At 61.5% G+C, this 16594-nt stretch carries 18 protein-coding genes; 1 reads left to right on the forward strand and 17 read right to left on the reverse strand.

Annotated elements, in window-relative coordinates:
- The 16 genes from virB10 to EJC47_RS16405 all read right to left on the reverse strand — a co-directional run bounded on the left by virB10 (window position 1) and on the right by EJC47_RS16405 (window position 13300).
- Entirely contained in the window at window positions 1-1221 is a 1221-nt protein-coding gene (gene virB10, locus EJC47_RS16325; protein WP_126848942.1) for a type IV secretion system protein VirB10, read from the reverse strand.
- Between the two features lie 5 nt (window positions 1222-1226).
- The gene (gene virB9, locus EJC47_RS16330; protein WP_126848943.1) at window positions 1227-2084 is read right to left on the reverse strand and encodes a P-type conjugative transfer protein VirB9; all 858 of its coding nucleotides are present in this window, start codon (window positions 2082-2084) and stop codon (window positions 1227-1229) included.
- Window positions 2081-2770 carry a virB8 family protein gene (locus EJC47_RS16335; protein WP_068075044.1) on the reverse strand — a complete coding sequence of 230 codons (690 nt, stop codon included), beginning with the start codon at window positions 2768-2770 and terminating at the stop codon, window positions 2081-2083. The genes virB9 and EJC47_RS16335 overlap by 4 nt, the downstream gene beginning before the upstream one ends.
- Before the next feature lie 333 nt (window positions 2771-3103).
- Window positions 3104-4048 (reverse strand): type IV secretion system protein, encoded by a 945-nt coding sequence (locus EJC47_RS16345; protein ID WP_126848945.1) that lies wholly within the window; start codon window positions 4046-4048, stop codon window positions 3104-3106.
- Between the two features lie 14 nt (window positions 4049-4062).
- Window positions 4063-4281 (reverse strand): EexN family lipoprotein, encoded by a 219-nt coding sequence (locus tag EJC47_RS16350; RefSeq protein ID WP_126848946.1) that lies wholly within the window; start codon window positions 4279-4281, stop codon window positions 4063-4065.
- Entirely contained in the window at window positions 4278-4994 is a 717-nt protein-coding gene (locus tag EJC47_RS16355) for a type IV secretion system protein (protein WP_126848947.1), read from the reverse strand. Before EJC47_RS16355 ends, EJC47_RS16350 begins: the two co-directional genes overlap by 4 nt.
- A 4-nt stretch (window positions 4995-4998) precedes the next feature.
- Window positions 4999-7416, reverse strand: coding sequence for a VirB4 family type IV secretion/conjugal transfer ATPase (locus EJC47_RS16360; protein ID WP_126848948.1), 2418 nt, complete (start codon window positions 7414-7416; stop codon window positions 4999-5001).
- Complete coding sequence (locus tag EJC47_RS16365; protein ID WP_126848949.1) at window positions 7409-7744, reverse strand: type IV secretion system protein VirB3; 336 nt, start codon at window positions 7742-7744, stop codon at window positions 7409-7411. The genes EJC47_RS16360 and EJC47_RS16365 overlap by 8 nt, the downstream gene beginning before the upstream one ends.
- 10 nt (window positions 7745-7754) lie before the next feature.
- Window positions 7755-8096: a TrbC/VirB2 family protein gene (locus tag EJC47_RS16370; RefSeq protein ID WP_126848950.1), complete on the reverse strand. Its 342-nt coding sequence runs from the start codon at window positions 8094-8096 to the stop codon at window positions 7755-7757.
- A complete protein-coding gene (locus EJC47_RS16375) occupies window positions 8093-8761 on the reverse strand; it encodes a lytic transglycosylase domain-containing protein (protein ID WP_126848951.1) in 669 nt (222 codons plus the stop codon). Before EJC47_RS16375 ends, EJC47_RS16370 begins: the two co-directional genes overlap by 4 nt.
- Window positions 8758-9120, reverse strand: a complete 363-nt coding sequence (locus tag EJC47_RS16380; RefSeq protein ID WP_126848952.1) for a hypothetical protein — start codon at window positions 9118-9120, stop codon at window positions 8758-8760. The genes EJC47_RS16375 and EJC47_RS16380 overlap by 4 nt, the downstream gene beginning before the upstream one ends.
- Before the next feature lie 129 nt (window positions 9121-9249).
- Window positions 9250-10164 (reverse strand): phytanoyl-CoA dioxygenase family protein, encoded by a 915-nt coding sequence (locus tag EJC47_RS16385; RefSeq protein WP_185867699.1) that lies wholly within the window; start codon window positions 10162-10164, stop codon window positions 9250-9252.
- Window positions 10165-10180: 16 nt separating this feature from the next.
- Window positions 10181-10786 (reverse strand): acyl-homoserine-lactone synthase, encoded by a 606-nt coding sequence (locus EJC47_RS16390; protein WP_126848953.1) that lies wholly within the window; start codon window positions 10784-10786, stop codon window positions 10181-10183.
- A gap of 72 nt (window positions 10787-10858) precedes the next feature.
- On the reverse strand, window positions 10859-11608 hold the full coding sequence (locus EJC47_RS16395) for a LuxR family transcriptional regulator (protein WP_126848954.1): 750 nt from the start codon (window positions 11606-11608) through the stop codon (window positions 10859-10861).
- Between the two features lie 15 nt (window positions 11609-11623).
- Complete coding sequence (locus EJC47_RS16400; RefSeq protein ID WP_126848977.1) at window positions 11624-12382, reverse strand: LuxR family transcriptional regulator; 759 nt, start codon at window positions 12380-12382, stop codon at window positions 11624-11626.
- A gap of 372 nt (window positions 12383-12754) precedes the next feature.
- A complete protein-coding gene (locus tag EJC47_RS16405; RefSeq protein WP_126848955.1) occupies window positions 12755-13300 on the reverse strand; it encodes a hypothetical protein in 546 nt (181 codons plus the stop codon).
- Between the two features lie 440 nt (window positions 13301-13740).
- On the opposite strand from EJC47_RS16405, the gene EJC47_RS16410 reads away from it, so the two are divergent.
- Window positions 13741-15933 (forward strand): helix-turn-helix domain-containing protein, encoded by a 2193-nt coding sequence (locus EJC47_RS16410; protein WP_126848956.1) that lies wholly within the window; start codon window positions 13741-13743, stop codon window positions 15931-15933.
- 144 nt (window positions 15934-16077) lie between these two features.
- On the opposite strand, the gene EJC47_RS16415 is transcribed toward EJC47_RS16410, so the two are convergent.
- Window positions 16078-16593, reverse strand: coding sequence for a hypothetical protein (locus EJC47_RS16415; RefSeq protein WP_126848957.1), 516 nt, complete (start codon window positions 16591-16593; stop codon window positions 16078-16080).
- Window position 16594 lies beyond the last annotated feature (1 nt).

Raw genomic sequence — 16594 nt, forward strand, 5'->3', positions numbered from 1 at the left:
TCAACGCCGCAGCTCGAGATTGTAGACGTCGGCGAAATTGAAGTCTTTGGCGACGAATATCCCGACTTCCTCGCCCTGGTTCTTTTTGAGCACGGGGCGGATGTTGATGCTGTTCTGGAGTGCTATGCCCGCGCCTTCGCTCGGCGTGCGCGTCGTGTTGTTGAAGTTGTTGCTGCCGCCCGACACCGATTGACCGGCGATATAGGCGGCGTCGTCGACCAGTGAGAGCAGCAATGCGCTGCCGAACCGTGCCCAGAAGAATGTGTCGACCGATCCGGCTATTCCCGCTCGGCCGAGCGCGTCCGAGCCGGGCGACGCCAGGTCGATGCGGACCCCCTGAGGTGTGACCGCTCTCGTCCATAGAACGAAAAGGCGGTTCTGACCCTGCTGAATGCCGCCATGATATTCGCCGAGCACCTTCGTGCCCTTCTCCATCAGCACGACCCGGCCATTTTCGGAATAGACGTCGCGCGGGATCAAACAGGAAGTGTAGCCGGGCTGCGCCGAGTTCATGGCAGTCTGGAGAATACACGGGATCAGCGTTCCGGCGGTCACGAGATAGTTGCGGTTCGGCAGCATCGAGGCCCGCGCTTCGCCGACCGCGGAACTCTGTCGAAGCGCGTCCAGCGCATTGGGCGTGCCGCGGGCGGCCTGGCCCGCAGATCCATCGCCGGCTGTTTCTGGCTGGGCGGGATCGGCGCTGGTCCCGGCTCCCGAAGCGCGCATCGCGTCCCGGCCGCCATAGGCGATCAATGTCGATCGCCGTGCCTGGTCGGCGAGGTTCTGGCGATTGTTCTGCGGTGCCGCGGCGGGGGCCGCTCCGGGTTGAATTGCGGGTACGATCTGGCCATCAGGGCCGACGACCTGTGCACCAGGCGGTGGGTTGATGACCGGCGCGTTGGGATCAACAGCTGCTAGGCCGAGCGGCTTGGCCTTTGCAGCGACAGCATCATAAGCGACCGTCTCGCGCGCCGCGAGATCGGGTCGCCGCGCCATTGCTTCGGGTTTCGCCATCAAGCTGCTGACATTCTTGCTCGGCCCCGAATTCACCCACAGGATGCCGAGCACCATCGCCGTGCCGGCGAAGATCAATGCGGTGTTGCGCTTCGCCGGCGTCATGCCGCCGATCGGGTCGATACCGCGTTCGCGGATAATCTCGTCGCGCTCGGGGGTGGGATCGCCATGCGGCCGACGACGGTCCTCAGGCGCAGATTCGTCCATCGCGCTCACTCCTTTGGGTCTTGAATGGTGCGCTCGACGTGCGGCGACGCAGTGTTGGTGCCGTAGTCGACACCGTAAGGGGTCGGTGCCAGATTATAGATGCACAGCACCTCTCGGTTACGGCGCAGTCGGAGTTGAGCCGCAACGGCATGCACCACAACGAATTCGTCTCGCACATCGAACGGGACCAGGCTTTCCGAGCCATCCGGCCGAACAAGGTAGATCGCCGGAATCTCATGGTTGCCTGGGAAGCGCAGGACCGTGAACTGGCCGTTGTCGGAGATCTCCGACGGCTGGAGGTCGCTCGAGCCCTGGACCTTGTAATTCAAATTGCGCGGCCCCTCTATCACACCATGATCGAGCGCACCGCGAACGACGCTCGCCTGAAGCGCTGCGACGCGCTGCGCCTCCTGGGTCGCCCGCATCCGGGCGGCGCGGTCTGCCTCGTCACGCGGGTAGCGGAAACGGACCTGGAAGAAGGTGTTACTGCTGCCGCGACCGATCGGCCCCCGGCGCGTAGTCAATTCGAACGCGTAGTTGCGAAGCTCGCCGCCGCGATTGGTCGTGACGATAAGGTTGGTTGGACCTGCCCGTTCGCGTGGCTTCAGGAAGAGGATGTGACCGGCGACCGCCACTTCCCACGATACCGTGTCCCCGAGTGCGACATGCTCGATCGTCTCGTCGGCACCGAGGACGACCTGCGTCGCCGTGCGGAACGTGCCGACGATGCGGTAGACCTGGGTCTCCTGATATTCGACGAACTTCACGCGCTGGTCTGCCGGTCCCGCGCGCGGCGTATCCTCGGCGAGGGCAGGCGCGGCGACGAGCGCGACAAAGCCTGCGAGATGGATCAGCCGCTTCACCGCACCACCTCCGGGTCGGCGCGGTAATTCTCGACCTGGAACCCCAGCGGGTTACGGTAACGGTCGCCCTCCGCCATCGGCGCGTTGGTGTACTGGAATGTCACCGTCGCGATCCAATCACTGCTCTGCGTATCCGTTTCGGTCTGCACCGTGCGGGTGAAGCGCACGTTGGCAACACGGTCATTGATGAAGGCGATGTTGCGGACACGGGCCTGGACCACCGCACCTTTGCCCCAGACTACCTGTGGACTCGCCGCGTTGTTCGAACTGAAAAAGCGACCCCAGCGCTGCTGCTCGCCCGGCTCAGACAGGATGGTGACGGCCCTGAAATTCTCTTCGGCCGCCGCCGGCAACCAGCTCTCTCGTTGCCTGACATATTGCGCGAGGAAAAATTTTGTGACCGCCTCGTCGTAGCGCATCGGCTTCTGGGTGAGGGTGGTCTGCACATCCACCGCGCCCGTCGTCTGGTTGACCCGGATGATATACGGCATGACGGTTTTCAGCGGGGCAAGGCCCGCGAGCGCGAATCCCTCCGCAGCTGACACAATCATCGCCAGGCCTGCCACGATCCACGCTATGCGTTCGGATCGAAGCGATTTGCGCTGACGATCCTGATCCCAGGATCGTGCCTGCCCGAAATAGAGCTCGGCGTCCTTTGCAGGCACGCCCTCCGCCTGGCTGCGCATGGTCAGCAACTCCCAAAGGATCGAGGATCCGTCCGCGCGGAAGTCTTTTCGGGCGCGGGGTCGGGAACCGGCGGCGGCGGTGTCCCGCCTTCGATCGGTTGCTTGATCTGCGGCACGGGTGGCGGGGCAGGGGGCGCAACCACGGCCGGTAATGGTGAACCCGGCAAAACGCTTCCATAGATGTTCGCGTCACGCAGGTGCTTGCCGTTGCAAACCGGCAGCTTCTTTGGCCCCGATGCCCCGCTCGCCAACGCCGGGAGCAGGGCGATGACGATTGTCGAACGCCGAACCCATCGGACTATCGAGGAGGACCTTGTCATAGGTTTTTCCTTGTCATGCGCGGCTGACCGAACCGCCGCGCTGAGCGGCCCGTTCAAGGTTGCGACTGTTGCGGGCGATGCCGCTCTGCTGAAACGGTGCCGCCATCGTTCCCCAGGCCGAGCCGGCGAAGGCGCCGACACCGGCGGCGGCACCGCCGGCGATGCCGGTGGCGATCGAAGGCGCCTGGAAGAAGAAGATCGTTCCCAGAAAGATGTAGACCGAGAACAGGACTGCTCCGATCGTCACGTCGGGAGTGCCTTCGGCGGTTGCCAGTGCGGTCGCGCCGAGATCGGTAATGAGGGTAGTGATGGCGATGATCACCGCCATCAGCACGATGTAATTGAACACCTGTCCCAGCCAGCCGTAGAAGAAGCGGCGGGTTGTCTCAAAGAGCGAGAGCGCAATGAAGATCGGGCCGAGCGCGATCACCACGGCGAGCGCGACTTTTGCGAAGACAGTGATTGCAAAGCCGATCGCTGCCGATAGCCCTGCAAGACCGTAGATCAGGATCGCCAACGTCAGCAGGACGAGCTTCCACGGGTTGATGTCGAGATATGTTTCGGCCTCGGTCCGGATGATCCGGACGATATTGTCGACCTGACCGAAATAGTCGTCGAACACGGCGCCCACGCTGGTGATGGTTTTGCCGGCAAGCGCTTGCGAGATCGTGTCCGGCATCCCGTGAAAGAGCGGGTTGGTTATCCAATCGGAATAGGCGACCGTGGTCGCCGCGACGTACAGGAGGCAGAGCTTCACCATCCGGTAGAAGAGTTCGCCCCACGGCTCACTGACGATACCGCGCATGACCATGTAACCGAACAAGGCGATATAGATCACGAGCCCCAGCGCCAGCGGTCCCCGCACAACATCGATCACATTGTTGAGCCGCTCGTTCAGGAAGAGATCGAGCTTGCCGTCGATGTTGGTGTAGATATCCGCGAAGAGTGTGGACGCCATGACTGAGCCTTCGCCTATTTGGGACCAAGCGAGCGGTCGAGTTTGTCCGCGTTCTCGATCGCCTTTGCGTTGCTGCACTCTTGCGCGTCGGTATGAGTCCCGTCCGCGCACGCCGCGAGGATCTGCGACCGAAGCTTAGGATCGGACTTCAATTCCGCCTTGCCGGCTGGCTGTCCACAGCCGGTGACCAGGATCGTCAGTAAGATCGCGGAGGTGCCGGCGGCACGCTTCATGGCCGGCTACCCAGGCTCTGTTCGAGCTTTGCCAGGCCAGCCTCACCTTCGCGCTGAGAGCGGAGCCGCGCTTCGGCCGCTTGCCGCATTTGGAGCGCCTGTAGCTGTACGGCGTCATTCTGGATGTGCGCGTTCTCGACCCCGATCCGGGCTTGGATATCCATCACGTCCTTGGCGTCCGATGCCGTGTCGAGCGAGGATCGAAGCTCCTCCAGACCCGCTGTTCGCTTGGTAGTCACACCATAGGCCGCCTCGGCGATCGCGGCATCGCGCGCCGCCATGTCCCCGTTGCGCGAGATGGCATCGCGGTTCGTCCGTTCGAAGGCGGTGGCATCGAGGCGAAGGTCGGGCAATGCAACGCGGTTGCTGCTGCGGATTCGATCGGCTGCCGATCCGAGGCTGCCGAGCCCAGCCATGTCCGAGGACATCAGGCGCTGGATGTCGCGCGCCTCGCTCGGGAGGAGGTGGCGCACGGCGTCGGTGTTCAACGACGAGGCGATCTGGTTGACGTTCGTCAGCTTGTTGACGCTGTCGAACATATCGGTCGCTTGGGAGATCTGCTGCTTGCCCTGCTCGATCATCGCAAGCGTGTTCTTCACCGTCGATAGCGTTTGCAAGAACGTGCTGGAGTCATAGACCGGGATACCCTGCGCATAAGCCGGCACCGACGCTGCCAGTCCGCTGGCGATCGCCAGCACTCGAATTATTCTCATGACTTTATCCTTTCCTTCGGGTGGTAGCTCGACGACGCTCGTGGAAGATGGGCAACCATACGGCGGGGTCGTCGCCGTGCTCGCGCCGGACCTGGTCGAGGATGCCGACAGTTTCCGTAGTGCCTGAAAGGACCGCGAGCTCGTCCGACAGCCCGCCGAGGTCGAGTTCGACGACGATGGAATCGTGACCTTGCTTGACGAGAAAGCGGCGACTCTCCGGTATAAGATCGTTCCTGATCAGCTTGAATTCGGCGCGGGTGAGGCCGAGGCCGTCGATATAGTCCACCTCGCGGCCGTGAGGGTTCGGCAGGAGGATCTTGGTCGCGACCTGCTCCATGATGCTGTGCGAGATGTCGGACCGCAGCGCGTCGGCCGGGCTTTGCGTGCCGAACACCAGGAAGGCATTCTGCTTGCGATAGGTCTTGAGGCCATCCTGGGCGAAAGCGCGGAACGCATCGTCGCCCAGAGCCTTCCAGAATTCATCGATGTCGATAACCAGGCGCCGGCCGTCGAGCAGCGCGTCGATGCGGTGGAACATGTACATCATGAGCGGGGTGCGGATCTCGGGATTGTCGAGAAAGTCCGTCATGTCGAAGCCGATGAACCGAGCTTCGAGCGTCAGCTCGTCCCGGTCATTGTCGAATACCCAGCCGAGCGCGCCGCCCCGCGACCATTTTTCGAGCCGCGCGCCGATACCTTCCGGATCGCGCTGGCCGAGCAGCTGGCGCAACGCGAGGATGGATCGCTGTTCCGGCGGCAGCCGTCCGATCGAGAGGATTCCCTCGTCGATCATGCGCTCCTGCGTTACGCCGAGCTGGCTACCGGCGGGGGTGACGAGGTGCCGGATGAGCCGCCCCAAGAACACGATATTCCCGGGATTCTGCTCCAGCGCGCGGAGCGGTGCGAACCCAGTCGGGACACCATTCCTCAGGGCGAGGTATGTCCCGCCCGACGACCGCACATAGATCTCGGCGCCCCGGTCCTTGTCGATGAAGATTTGCTGCGCGCCGGTCTTCTCGAGCTGCGCCATCAGGAAATTCTGGACGACGGTCTTGCCGCCACCCGATGGTCCGATGATCAGCGTGTGGCCGAGATCGTTGACATGGAAATTGAAGTAGAAGGGCGACTGCGCGGCCGTTTTCATCAGCGCGATCGCCGCGCCCCAATGGTTGCCGTCGGGCTTGCCCGCGGGGAAGGTATGGAACGGGGAGAGGGCGGCGAAATTTCGCGAGGTGATAGCAGCGGGCCGGGCGCGCCACGCGAAGTTGCCCGGAAGCTGCGACCAGAAAGCGGCCTCGAGTGCCGGGCCTTCCCGTGCCGCCACGAGACCGGCATCGGCTAACGCAGCCCGCGCCGTCGAGAGATTCTCGGCAAGACGCTTCTGATTTTCTCCGAAGACGGCGAGTGAGAAATGGTGCTCGCCCAAGACGAAACGATTGCTCTGAAGATCATCGGCGGCATCGGCCAGCTCGAGAGCCTGGCTGGCTGCGGCGTCTTCGGTCGAAGCCATTTGATTCTGGCGACGACGGAGGCGCTCCGACGCCCGCGCCTTTCCCATGAACGCGAAGGACTGCGTAACGACAAAGGCGAAGTCTTGCGAGAGGAGGGCGTTCATCTGGCCAGGGCGGGTCATCGCCGGATACTCGCGAATGCCGAACAGGCCAACGAAGCGGCTTTCATCATGCGCACGTACTTCCACCGTCTCTCGGCCGAAGATGACGCGCTCGCCGTAGATGGCGGAACCAAGATGACCGCGGACCAGCGGCACCCGGGCCGCGCGACCCATCATTACGAGTTCGAGCACCTCGAGTGGCTGCGAAAACATCAGGCCATTATGCTCGTAGAGGCTGAGGCGCTGGGGCCGGCATCGGGCCAGCAGCTTCTCGATGTCGCGGGCCTTGTCCTCGAAACGGGCGAGTTCGTCCTCGTCGACCTCCTGACCTTCCTTTCGCGCTGCCGACAGGCGACGCAGCAGGACGCCGGTGCGATCTGCCGAGCCTACCGAAGGACGCATGATCATGGTCAGGTATAGCTCGTTGACGAACATGCGCTTGGCGGTGACGCGCGCCCTGTACTTTGCGTCCAAATCGGCTGCGAAGGCCGACCGGAACTCGCCTTCCGGGTAATCGGTGATGGGGCGGCGGACGATGTGCGTCCAGATTGCGAGGCGATCGTCCGCAATATTGCGCAGGGTGCCGTTCAGTTTCTCGTGCCAGTCGTTGAGATGCACGGGATCGGCTGTTTCGAAGGCGAGACCGTCGAGCTGGAACATCATCATGAGATCGCGGCCGTCGAGCGCGATCACGTGGTCGTTGATATGGCGCGCATAGGGCAAGTAGCGCGCGGGGTCGGCCTCGTTCTTGAGGATCCGCCAAGGCGTCCGGGCTGAAGCTCCGCCCAACGAGGAGGCGTGACTAGCCACGGGCAAATCCCCTGCGCTTGGCGCCATCGACGGGCAGCGGTGAATAGGAGCTTCCTCCCCACCAACCGCGGTTGCGGCAACGGGCCTTGGTCGTCGTCCATAACCACAATAGGCGAAACGCATTGGCGTCGTGGCGCACGATCAGCCTAGCGATCGCCAGAAACGCACCGGCCAGCGCCAATGCGTAGAGAGGGTTGCCGGTGATGATGAGGGTCAGGCACGCGGCCAGCGCGATGGGCAGCGACGCCTCGATCGGTACCCCGAGCCACATCGTCGGCCGCGTCACGGCGAGAAAGAGGGTCTCTTCCCTAAGCTTTTCGTCGTCCACCGCCGCGTACTCACGCGCCGCCGGTGATGGTATCGACGATCCACTGCGCGCTGAACACGATGAAGATGCCGACAATGACCGTGACTAAGAGCCCGAGGCTTGCTCGACCGGTAAAGAACATGAAACCGACGATGACGACGGCGATCACCGCGATCGTCTTCGCGAACGTGCCGGTCAGCCAGGTCTTGATGTTCTCCGCCATCGACGTGATGCCATCGGCTGATTGGGCATAAGCCGGATCGGTAAGCAGCAACGACACTGCGCAAACGGCGACGAACAGCGCGAGATATTGCGCGATCGAGCGACGGCGCGGTGTGAGCCATGACCCTGGGGCAGTAGCTTGGGCGGTCATTCGACTTGTCCTTTCGGTGAAATGCTGGAGGCCCCCCCGAAGACCATCAATGCCGCTGTCTGCGCGCCTGCAGTCGTGTCCCATGGCATCCGAGTGTCCGGGGCCCGCGCAACCTCTGCCGCTAGCGTCACCGCGACCGGAGGATGGGCAGTCGACGGCCCAGTGACCTCGCTGACCCCATTCCGGATCGCCGGTACGACAATGCTCGATGAGGCGTAGACACGGCTGACGTAGCCGTTGCCAAAGCCACGCGAACGGCTGCCCGTGTTGTACATCGACATGGCCGTCGCGATGGCCGCTTCGGTCGTAGGGCTCGACTGCGCGACGGACAGGTAGTTGCTCGAAAGCACGCGCGCGGAGGCGGCAAGGTTGCGGCAGGGATCGAAAGCGTCTTCGACAGAAAGTCCGAGCCATCGCAGATTGGCGCTGTTGATTTGGCCAAGGCCTAGGTCGATGTTGTAGCCTCGGGCAATCAGCGACCGGGCGGCTGCGGTCGCCGAAAGGCGATCGACCGGGTGGGGCGCTTTCACCCCCTTGGCGTTGACGCCGATCGCGTAGGGATTGAAGCGGCTCTCGGTGTGGACCAAAGAAACTAGGGTCTCCACCGCAACCGATGGGGCGCATTGGCGCGACAAGGCGACCACGGTTGCGATTTCGAGGATCACTGTGGCGTGGTCCCCGGCTCAGTCGCAGCTGCCGGCAGGCCTTCGATGTTCGCCAACGAATATGTCTGCTGACGCCCGTCGCTAAACGTCATCACAACTCGGCGGCGAGTCGCGGAATCGCGATCATAAACCTTGGTCTTGGCAACGCCGCCACCCGAGCAACCGGGGAACGAGCCCCCGGTTGCCAAGCGTTGCCATAGCTTCGTCATGGGAGGAATGCAGGCGCCGTACTGCGTCGCGCCACCAGGATTGGAGAGGCACAGCAGAACCTGGCAACCGAGATCGTTTGCCTGCGCTGGCGCTATCGGCAAGCAGATCGCCAACCAGGGCGCGGCTAAGGCGAAGCGCAAGCGCTGCATCTTTCACTCCTTGTCGCAGCACCATGCAGAGCAAAGGCGCTGGCATTTATCCTCTGAAAATCACCACTCTTTTGAGCCGGTTGCGCTCCGTTTGGACAATCCCCCCACTCGGGGGGATCGCGCGCTTTTTCACCCAGAGTGTCGCCGGTCGGGCACTCTTACGTTTTGGCCTGCCAGGTATTCGGTCAGGGCGGCCGTCTGGTCCGGGCGAAGGGCATCGACAGCAGCGAGGTGATCGTCGGGTTGCCCTCGCAAAAGGATTGAAGGGCAGCGTCCTTCGTAGTTTCCGAGGTTCGGCTTATGCTGTTGGTAACCGACGAGCGCTGCGAGAGCTGGATCGAACCCACGCGCGACCTCTGGCGGATATACCAGCCATTGGTTTTCGTACGGCTTTAGCCATCCGAGACAGTAGCTGACGATCATTCCGCGCCTGGGCGCATCGGTCAGATTTCCGCCCGCCCCGTGCAATGTCGACCCCAGAAACACTATTGCGGAGCCCGGAGTGCATTCGACGGGAACTGGATCCTCAGCCGGTTCGGCTATGGCAGCGTTTCGGCCGTGACTGCGCGGCCAAATGAGGGTGGTGCCATTGTCGCGACGATAGTCAGTAAATGGCCACATGACGTTGATGAGGTATTCAAGCTCCCCAATGGGTCCACGCCACATGTCCTGATCGCGATGTGGAAACTGGGGCAGGGCACCCGGGTGCAGCTCGAGGGCCTGAGCGAGATTGAGTTGTATGGTGTCGCACCACGGACTGAGCGTTCGCTGAGCGATGTCGAGGATGACGCTGTGTTGAATGAGCGCCGCCGCATGACGCGATCGCTTGAGCAGACTTCCGAAGCGCTTCGTTCGGTAGCCGTAGAAGCCGCCTTCGCAAAACGGTGTTGCTGCAAATCGGGCGCCGAGATCGGCATCGAGTGCTGCGATCTCCGATGCCGGCAAGAGATCTGGTACGACGCAATATCCGTCCTGCATTAGAGTCTGTTGGTGGTCCGCGACCTTCGGCTGCAGCGTGGGCTGGCGAGCGAGCATGGTTGCCATTTCTGTTCCTCCAGCTTCAGGCCGCAGCGCGGTCGAGATCGACCAGCAGGGTAGGGGCGTAAACGCCGACGCGGCGGAGGCGATCGGGTGTCTCTGCGGTTATGTTTATCCGCATTGCCACCAACCCATCCAAGGCGTGGCCCAACGGAAAGCAGTCCCAGCCGAACGCGAGAATCTGCTGAAACCATGGTAGTTCGGCGACACCCGTATAGGTCGAGATGCCGGCGCCGAGAGCATGTTCGACGAGGGCCGAGACCAGGCGATTGCGAACCGAGAGTCTTTCCGCAGCGCGCAGCCGGCGGGCGAGGCAGAAGCGCGTGATTTCCCGAGTGTCGGCAGCCCGCGGCATCTCGCCGGCGCAGAGGTCGGGAAAGATGGTGTCGAGGATGTGTGGTCGGTCAGCTCGCAAAAGTCGCGCGGATCCACAGTGGTTACCCGCTGAGTCCGTGATGACAATATAGACCGCCTCATCATCGTCGAACTGATCAATCTCATATCGACCCGCGAGGGCAGGGATTTCCCATCCCAACAAATCGATGAATACGCGCTTGCGCTCCTCGAACATCTCTCGAAAGACGCGCGTATCAAGAGCGTCGTCTATACCATTGCCAATGATTACCATCTCATACCTCCTTGTTGGGGAGGCTGTTCGATCAGAACTAGGAGAGGAGCGTTATCCCCAGAACTGGGGAGACTATGATCCCAGGATGTCGGTAAAGCTAATGGCGCCGTCGAACAGCGCTCGGATCGCCAACATGGTGCGCTTGGTGACCCCATAGCGGTCACGCGCATCTTTCAAATGTTGAGTGACGGTCTCGGAGCCAACACCGAGGATACGGGCAATTTCCCAATCGGTTTTTCCACGCGCAACCAACGCGACACACTCAACCTGGCGATCGGTCAGATGCGGAGTGGGGACCTGCGTAGCGCCCACAGGGCGATTGATCCGGCGCGCGGCCTCGAAGGCAAAGTTCCCGACGAGCTGCACCAATGGTAGCTGGTCCTTATCGAGTTCATCGTTTGCGCCCATGGCGAATGAGCATGAGCCATTCACCTCTCCGGGGATGTGTGCCGGTATCGTGAATCCCTCGCCGATGCCGACATCGCGAGCGGCTGCGAGCACGGCCCGGTCACGCGCGGTCAGCGATATCATCCTATCGACATGGGCCCACAGGAACCCAATCGATGTCTTTTGGCTGGCGCGATGGATTGGGTCGGAAGCGTAAAGGCGGCGCTCTTCGAACACATCAACCCATTCACGAGGATAGTCGACGAGCCTGACCGCCGTTCCATCTGGTCCACGCACGTCGATATGATGGACGAGCGCAAAATGCCTGAAGCCCATCCGCGCGGTTATGTCCTGAACGGCGTTGAACAGGATCGCGGAGGTCGTCGCAGCGCTGGCAGTCGCGCAAAATGACTGCACATCGGCCAGCCCAATCACATCTAGCCCGTTCAGCTAGAGCAATGCGTCAATATTGAGGTGGCCGTCACGCACTGCCCGCAACACCAACTGGGTTCGTCGACGTACGCCGTAGCGTCGGCGCGCGGCTTCGACATACTCGTGAACGGTGTCCCGGCTGAGGCCGAGAATCTGCGCAATCTCCCAGTCGCTTTTCCCCTGAGCCACAAGTGCGATGCAATCGATCTGACGGGGGCTGAGTGCAACTGGCTCGAATACAATGCGGTCCTCGCCAAGGATTGCGCGCGCGCGATCGAAAGCAACCGTACCGATCAAGCGCGCCGTCAGCACATCCTCGCTGGACAGTTCCGCATCAGTATCTCGCGCTGCCGTGAAAACCGCATCGGGCTCGTCAGTCATTCTGATGGGCATCGTAAATCCTGCCTTCAGGCCGTGAGCGCGGCCTTTCTCGAGGATCGAAATCTGCCGGGGGCTCGGTGCAATGAATTCCCCGATCCGATCCCAGCTTAACCCTGATGGCGTCTTGGCACATGCCGCATGGACGGGATCGTCGAGATAGAGCCGATGTTCGATGATCTCGTCGAGCCAGCGAACTGGATATGTCGTGAGCATTAGTGCCTTTTTGCTGCGCCTGACCAGATCGACGTTGTGGAGCAAAGCGAACCACCGGAAACCAAATTGGCCAATGATTGCATCGATCAGCGCAGACAGTTGATCGAGAGTTGCCGCATTCTTTGAGCTTTGCTCAAATGCGCTGATGGCGGCCAGCCGCCCCTTGTCGTACGCATACTCCATATAGCCAGATTTGGGTGGCGCTCCGCGGCAGTCCAGCCCAAGATCGTTGGAATCGCCCAAAAACGCGGCGAGTTGCGAACGGTTCTCAATTCCCCCCGTCGATGGCACAACTGGTCGCATCGCAACACTTCGCCGCCATAGCTGGAGCGACGAACTTCTCGGCACTTATCTCGTCAGCGAGCCTCGTGCTGCGGCAGGATGGTCTGTCACCAAATGTGACACCATCGTTCAACAATGGACGTGAAAGATGTGTCCGCGCCGATAATATATCTTATGTTAAGTTTATCAATGGGTTACGACTTACGTATGGATCATCGAGATCCGATTTTCGCTGATACGGCGATATTCACTGCGCTGTAAATATGAACCGTCTCAATAACTCCCCGTCAGCGCCCGCCGTACATCCAGCGCGATCGTATAGACGGCTTCGCGCTGCGCGCCCCGATTGGGATGATCGACGCGGTACCCTTGATAATGGCGTTGCAGCAATCCAGCTCGTACTAGGTCGGATACCGCTCGGCTAACATTCGTTCGGCCGGATCGTAGGATTCGTGCCTCGATCTCCTCAGCCTGCTGCTGAGCCATATCGCCCGCGTTTTCCGAGGTAGCCTTTGCCATCAGCTCCGACCGGACCGCTGCAATCATGGCGGCACGACGACAGTCGCGATTGGCCAGCGGCGCCAGTGCCTGGCATAACCAGTCGCGTACCGGAACGTGGTCGGCTTCGCTTTGGACATATGGTCCAAGGCTGCCATTCTCTCCTGCGGCCTTTGCGATCAGGTTGAGAATGAGCAAGACGTATCTCGGGCGCTTCGATACCTGAGACACGCGCTCGACAAGGTCTGGCAGCGCGACGGGCCGCGGCGCAGCCTGCGGGGCGTGTTTGATATGGTCAAACAGATCGGCTTGGTGGAACATAGCAGGAATCTAGCACAGGCGATTCCGCTGTGAATCCCCTTAAATTGTTCGATCCAATAAAAATCACCAGTGTCACTTTACCCGCTGGGTAAAGTGACACTGGTGACACAGTCCGAGCGTGGCCAGATATTTGGTCCCATGGTTTGATAGATCTTTTGTTGGGATGGTTGGAAGCCAACTGGGGCAACTTCGTCACGAGAGCGCCGCGACCAACGGCGTGTAGCCTTGGGCGCGAGCCGCTCCCCGATTCAGGATCGAAGGTTTTGCGCACGCTACGACGAGGATGACAAATAGCCCTATCGTCGCGCCCGGATGAACCCCTGATATTTCGACCTGGTTTCCAGCAATGCCATGGTTCGACATGCATGAATACATATATGTTGCCATTGTTTCCAGATTAGCACATACATGCTGCATAAGGTGATGTAAGGAAAATAATGATGGCAGACCAGACTGAAAACGCATCGCACGGGGCCTTGCTCGGCCGATTTCGATCCGAGCTAGGCCTAACTCAAGCTGCACTCGCGACCGAAGCCGGGCTCGATCAGAGCCGAGTATCGCGCGTCGAAAAGGGCGAGATCACGTCCCAGGCGGAGGTCGAAAAGGTGCTCGATGCTCTGACTGCTTTGGGATCGCCCCATGCGCGCGGCTACAAGGAATTTGCCGCCCGCGAATGGGCGTCTCTGCCGCCGCCGAGTTTCTTTAATCCGCAGCGCGCCTGCCTTGAAATCGCTGAAGAGGCGCTCGGCAATATCGAGGTCTTCCTTGCCGATGAAAGCCGCCCGTGGCCGCTGCGCCGGCAGATCGAGCGCCACAAGGACACCCTGATTAAGGGCGCGACCTACCTGCAAAAGATGAACCACAACATCGCGTTCATCGGCCCGATCGGCGTCGGCAAGTCCACCGGCCTGAGCTTCCTGTTTGACCTTCTCGTGCCGCCGACACTCGCGTCGAAGCCGATCGACCGCCCTGTGCTGGAAACAGGCGCAGGCGGCACCACGATTTGCGAGGTTCACGTCAAACGCGGGCCGGAGTTCGGCATTTCGCTGTTGCCGTTGCCCGACAGCGACTTGCGCGACCTGGTATCTGATTTTTGCGCCGCCCGTTGGGCCGTGCTGAAGAACGAACTGAAGGAGTCGGTCGACACGCCGAACGTCAGCCGCGAACACGATCGCGCGATCCGTAATATGTCCGGCCTGACGCGCCGCCGCTCGACGAAAGAAGGCAAGATCGAATACTTCGATCCCGTCACTGACCTCGTCGCCGCCAGCGCCAGCGAAGACGAGTTCCGCACCCGCATCTTTGAAATGATGAACCTCCCCGATCGGACTCGTCGCGAGCTGTGGTATGACAGCGCGACGCGGCAGCACCCGATGGAATGGGTCATGAAGACCTTCCGCGAAGTGAATAACGGCCGCTTGCCTGATGTTTCCCTGCCGGCGAACATCGACCTGATTATCCCTGATTTCGGTCGCAGTTTCGGCGAAATGGAAATCAGCGTGATCGACACTAAGGGCGTCGACGACGTGTCAGTCCGCGAAGACCTCGACCTGCGCCTCAAAGACCCGCGCACCGCCGTCGTGTTCTGCACTCGCTTCAATGACGCGCCCGGCGTCACCACGCGGTCACTCCTGCAGCACATGCAGCAGACGTATTCCGAGCCCGTGAACACCGGTAAAGTCTCGATCCTCGCGCTCCCGCGCGCCGATGAGGCGCGCGCGATGAAGGACGATGCCGGCGACGTCGCGATGGACGATGCGGAGGGCTACGCCTTCAAGCAGATGCAGGTGGAAAACGAACTTGCGGGCGAAGACCTGGCGGGCGTCCCGATGGTATTCTTCAACGTGCAATCAGACGATCCCGCGCCTGTGCGCGAGGCCCTGTTCAACCAGTTCAACCGTATGCGCTCGACGGTTGAGACCCGGCTTTTCGACCTTTGTGCCGCGGCCGACGAAGTGATGAAAAACCATGAGGCTCAGGCTCTCGTCGCGGCGATGGAGGAAGTAGCCGAAAGGCTTAATTCCTTTCTTGAGACTCACCCGACGCTCCCGGCCCGTGAGCGTCACGCTTATACGGAGGCGCTGACGACCATCCGCAGCGTTCGCTATGCCGCGACGCTTTGGGCGGCCACCCGCCGCAACGGCGAATGGTCTGGTCTGAACGTCGTTCACAATATCGGCGTCGGTGCCGCCAAGGACGCGCGCCAGCGCAGCGATCGTTGGTTTTCATCGCTCAAGGATTACCTAGCGGTTATGAAGGGCGACGAGGGGCTGCAGCTGGCAGCGAAAACGATCGACCAGATGGGGCGTGGCGCGATCGCCACCCGCACCGCCTTCCTTGAAGCGGTGCAGCGCGCCGGCATGGAAGTCTATCGCGAACCGCTTTCGCAATCGCCTGTGTGGGGACAGTGCGCCGGCGAATGGGGTGCGGGGCCGGGCTTCACGGGCCGCGTCGCCGTCAATCTGGAAAAGTGGTTCGAGCAGCGCGCCGACCTCAAGGACAAGCTCGAGGATATCACAAAGACCCTTTGGGATCAGCTCGTCATCGCCCCGATGCGCCGCCTCGTCGCGGAAAATGCACCAGAGGTCAGCCCGACTGGAAACGTCATCAAGTTTCCAACTAGGGCAGCGTAACAAACCGCCGAACAGGGAGATGCCCGGACTTCGTTCGGGCCTTTTCTTGTCTGGAACCGGGCTGATCTTCCTGCGGATAGCGTATCTTCCAGAAAACACCGCTACCTGCAGATACAGGCGATGGATCTTGCCCGGCTGGACGCCTCAAGCGGATAGATCAAGGTCGCCGAGGAAGGACGCCAGCGTATTCCCACTTTCGAAGAGACGGCGCCCCTCGTGATCTACTTTCTCGAAGATCAAGCGCAGGCGCGGAGCATCCGCCTCGACCATCGTCTTGCGCCCGTGCAGGAAACCAAGACTGCGACGCAAGTCGCCCGCCTGGGTGGCGAAAACCATACCCCGATCGTGACCGACAAGGATGGAGTGCGAGTGCTCGTAGAACCAATAGGAGACCCCACCCCTGCCGCCCTCATGCGCGTAGACGAAGCGCTGCGGCCACGCCGAGATGTCCTCCGAGGACCAGTCGCTGAAGATATTCCCGAGCGGCCACAGCCGGAGCGCCTTGCGCGTCCGCTTCGAGAGCAGAGGCTCGTCGCGGCCGTCGTCCTCCTTGATGAACGCGCCGGCAGCCTCTTTGCGGTGCGCGACCGTGGACGTTCCCGAAGTGAAGACGAAGCCAACCCCACGGAACGATTCCGGATCGGAGACCACGTGATCCAAA

Origin of the sequence: Sphingomonas sp. TF3, assembly GCF_003985085.1 — a bacterium.
In the GTDB taxonomy this organism is placed as follows: Bacteria; Pseudomonadota; Alphaproteobacteria; order Sphingomonadales; family Sphingomonadaceae; genus Sphingomonas.